The sequence below is a fragment of the Yersinia sp. 1252 StPb PI genome, assembly GCF_048593885.1.
In the GTDB taxonomy this organism is placed as follows: Bacteria; Pseudomonadota; Gammaproteobacteria; order Enterobacterales; family Enterobacteriaceae; genus Yersinia; species Yersinia enterocolitica_E.
This window is the reverse complement of sequence record NZ_JAZGQE010000300.1, coordinates 1-2,945: the sequence shown is the minus strand read 5'-3', so window position 1 is coordinate 2,945 and position 2,945 is coordinate 1. Positions and strand designations below refer to the sequence as shown.

Here is a 2,945-nt window from a genome sequence, read left to right as displayed (position 1 = left end):
CCCAGCGTTTCCGTTCGTTCCAGGAGAAGGTTCATCTCTCTACGAATCGGAGGGAATGACATTGCGAGATTACTTCGCAGCTAAAGCAATGGCGGCAATCATATCGGGTAGTTTAGCTCACGGTCAACCTTTCAGTAGTAACGGAGAGTCTGATCGGTTGGCTCAAGCTGCGGGTAGAGTGGCAGACGCAATGATTAAGGCGAGAGGGTGAGATATGGGTGAATACAAAATTACGCGCTCAATTATCCATAAGTGTTATGCATTATCGGTACCACAGTCAGCAGGAATGAAACTCGCTGGAGTAGCTGAAATAATCCCGCTTTATAGCCTACCGTACGAGCTAGCAGAAAAGCTTCGTGATGCGATTAATGGCGGAGATGTCAGCAAGGACTACTGGATTGACCGACTTAAAAATTACGAAGAATCATTTATTCCTCAGTTAACTAGGGAAATTAACGGATTATCTTCTAAAGAAAACACGAAGTAACCCTCCCCCCCCACCAATCCCCAGAGTAAATAACTGACAACTGTCGGTGTTTTGCTGTGGGCTAAACACAAGGAAATGAGCATGGCAGACGAAAACACCGGCTTGGTGGTAATCGACATTAAGCCTGAATCCTACCCGACACTGTACGTCACGAACGGCCTTGATAAATACCTTGACCAGATTCGGCAGGAAGTTAATGAAGTCCCTGATGTATCGACTGCAAAGGGCCGTGCACGGATAGCGTCACTTGCAGCCAGCGTATCACGCAGCAAGACAGCAATCGAAAAGCCGGGGCGTGAGTACCTTCGCCACCTAAAAGAGCAGCCGAAAATCATTGAGGCCGAACTTCGTCGATTTGTCATTGAATGCGATGAAATACGCGACGAAACGCGCCGCTCGCTGACTGAGTGGGAGGCTGAACAGGACCGGTTAAAGGAGGAAGCTGAAGCCAAGAAGAAAGCTGAACAGTTAGCGGCAGAAATTGAAGTGGCCCACGAGATGGCTCTGCTGATGAATGACGCTTTCGACCGTGACGCCAAAGCGAAAGCTGATGAAGTTGAACGCCTGCGGAAAGCCCATGAAGAATTCATAGCTCAACAGGCCGCAGAGAAAGCGAAGCGGGAAGTTGAAGAAAAAGCCAAGCATGACATTGAAGCAGCGGAACAACGTGAATGTGATGCAAAACTAGCTCAGGAACGAGCGGAACAGGCCGCCAAGGATGCCGCAGCCAAAGCTGAGCGTGATGCCAAGGAATTAGCTGAACGCGTCGAGCGCGAGAAGCAGGAAGCTATCGCAGCCGAGAAACTTAAAGCACAGCAGGAAGCTGAGCGAGTTCAACGTGAAGCCAAGCAGAAAGAAGATGCACGTTTAGCTGAAGAGAAGCGTGTTGCTGATGAAAATGCCAAGCGCGCGGCTGACGTAGAACACCGTCGCACCATCAACCGCCAAGCAGTTGCCGACTTAATTGCAAACGGATTGCCAGAAGATTGCGCACAGAAATGTGTAGCCGCTATCGCTAAGAACCTCATTTCCTCAGTTCGTATCACTTACTAATTAAACCGGAGTATCCCATGCATACCTTTTGTATAGCAGGGTGGCCTTGCGTGGGCTGCTCTGATGAACCGCCACGCAATCCACTTATAGAGCTTCTGCTCTGGATTGCCAAAACATTGAACCAGCGAGGTGAGCCATGAATATTGCCAGAGCGCTACAACTTATGGCTGCCCTCGCCATTGATAAGCACGATGACGATTTATTCGAAATGGTATTCAGCCTTTATTACCGGAGGTTGTTATGACCAAAAAAGAGCTCAAGTGGTGGCATAACCACTTGCTGAATTGCGCGAAGTCTTGCCGCAAAGCAGGTAGTAGGCGCTCGGCAGCTAATTACCTCACCTGCGCAGCCGCCAAGCGTCGTATTTACCAAATGGATGTATTGGTATCAATTGAGCTTCAGGAGGCGGCATGACGCAGGACGAGCGATTTTACGCAGCACTCGAATCAGTTGCATGGACGCGACTGATAGCCGATCTGCGATTCACGGATGAAATGGCACAGATAGAAGCCAATGCAGATCAGCGCACAAGTCAGCAGCAACAAAGAATTCAGGAGGCGCAACGTGGATTTGAATAAATTAGATGAGCCGTTCCCTGCCGCTGATATTGAGTGGCGAGTGCAGTCTTGCGGGATAACTAAAGATTCCAAACCATGGGCCATGGTGCTGGCTTACGTAACCAATAGGGCGATCATGAAGCGCCTTGATGATGTTTGTGGGAAAGCATTCTGGCGCAATGAGTTTCAGCCAGCTCCAGACAGCGGCGTTATGTGTGGGATATCCATCAAGGTTGAAGAAGAGTGGATCACTAAATGGGACGCAGCCGAGAACACGCAGGTTGAGGCGGTAAAAGGCGGTATGTCAGGGGCAATGAAGCGCGCTGCTGTCCAGTGGGGTATTGGTCGATACCTATATCAGCTTGAAGAGGGGTTCGCTGAGGTTAGCATCGAAAAGAAATCTGGTTGGAATCGGGCAAAAACAAAAGAACAAAAAATTATCTACTGGCGGCCTCCTGTTTTACCGGATTGGGCATTGCCACCAAAACAAGAACCACAGCAACAAAACAATACCCACACGCTACAGCAAAGAACGCCAGATCAGTACCTTGCAGATTTTACCGGCTGGGCTATCTCGTGCACTGACCAAATAGCTTTAAAGGATGCCTATGACGGGCTGTGTAAGCGACTAACACAACACCCTGAATTAGCTGACAAGGCCAACAAAGCATATCAAGACCAGCTCTCAGACTTAAACAAGGCGGCGTAATGGGACACACAATAACTATCAAGCTACAGAAACCGGCAAGGGAGTTTGCCACTGGTGATTCCATAGGATTTGGAATACGTGGAGGGGTTCGCTACTACGACAGGAAGTCGCAGAAAAACGAATTCACCAACTACCAGGC

General features: G+C 49.2%; 5 protein-coding genes and 1 pseudogene. All 6 read left to right on the top strand.

The features are described from left to right. Nucleotides 1-211: pseudogene (locus V2A85_RS22900) on the top strand (hypothetical protein); the annotation flags it as partial. Between the two features lie 3 nt (nt 212-214). After that, the gene (locus tag V2A85_RS22895) at nt 215-487 is read left to right on the top strand and encodes a hypothetical protein (protein ID WP_172986540.1); all 273 of its coding nucleotides are present in this window, start codon (nt 215-217) and stop codon (nt 485-487) included. A gap of 81 nt (nt 488-568) precedes the next feature. Continuing rightward, a complete protein-coding gene (locus V2A85_RS22890) occupies nt 569-1,540 on the top strand; it encodes a hypothetical protein (RefSeq protein WP_420072460.1) in 972 nt (323 codons plus the stop codon). Nucleotides 1,541-1,780: 240 nt separating this feature from the next. After that, nucleotides 1,781-1,954: a hypothetical protein gene (locus tag V2A85_RS22885; RefSeq protein WP_420072459.1), complete on the top strand. Its 174-nt coding sequence runs from the start codon at nt 1,781-1,783 to the stop codon at nt 1,952-1,954. Further along, nucleotides 1,951-2,118, top strand: a complete 168-nt coding sequence (locus V2A85_RS22880; protein ID WP_420072458.1) for a hypothetical protein — start codon at nt 1,951-1,953, stop codon at nt 2,116-2,118. Before V2A85_RS22885 ends, V2A85_RS22880 begins: the two co-directional genes overlap by 4 nt. Beyond that, nucleotides 2,105-2,806, top strand: coding sequence for a Rad52/Rad22 family DNA repair protein (locus V2A85_RS22875; protein ID WP_420072457.1), 702 nt, complete (start codon nt 2,105-2,107; stop codon nt 2,804-2,806). Before V2A85_RS22880 ends, V2A85_RS22875 begins: the two co-directional genes overlap by 14 nt. The last annotated feature ends 139 nt before the right edge of the window (nt 2,807-2,945 follow it).

Excerpts from the sequence above, each read along its gene's own strand:
- V2A85_RS22885 (WP_420072459.1), top strand. The coding sequence starts at position 1,781 with ATGACCAAAAAAGAGCTCAAGTGGTGGCATAACCACTTGCTGAATTGC.
- V2A85_RS22880 (WP_420072458.1), top strand. The coding sequence starts at position 1,951 with ATGACGCAGGACGAGCGATTTTACGCAGCACTCGAATCAGTTGCATGG.
- V2A85_RS22895 (WP_172986540.1), top strand. The coding sequence starts at position 215 with ATGGGTGAATACAAAATTACGCGCTCAATTATCCATAAGTGTTATGCA.
- V2A85_RS22890 (WP_420072460.1), top strand. The coding sequence starts at position 569 with ATGGCAGACGAAAACACCGGCTTGGTGGTAATCGACATTAAGCCTGAA.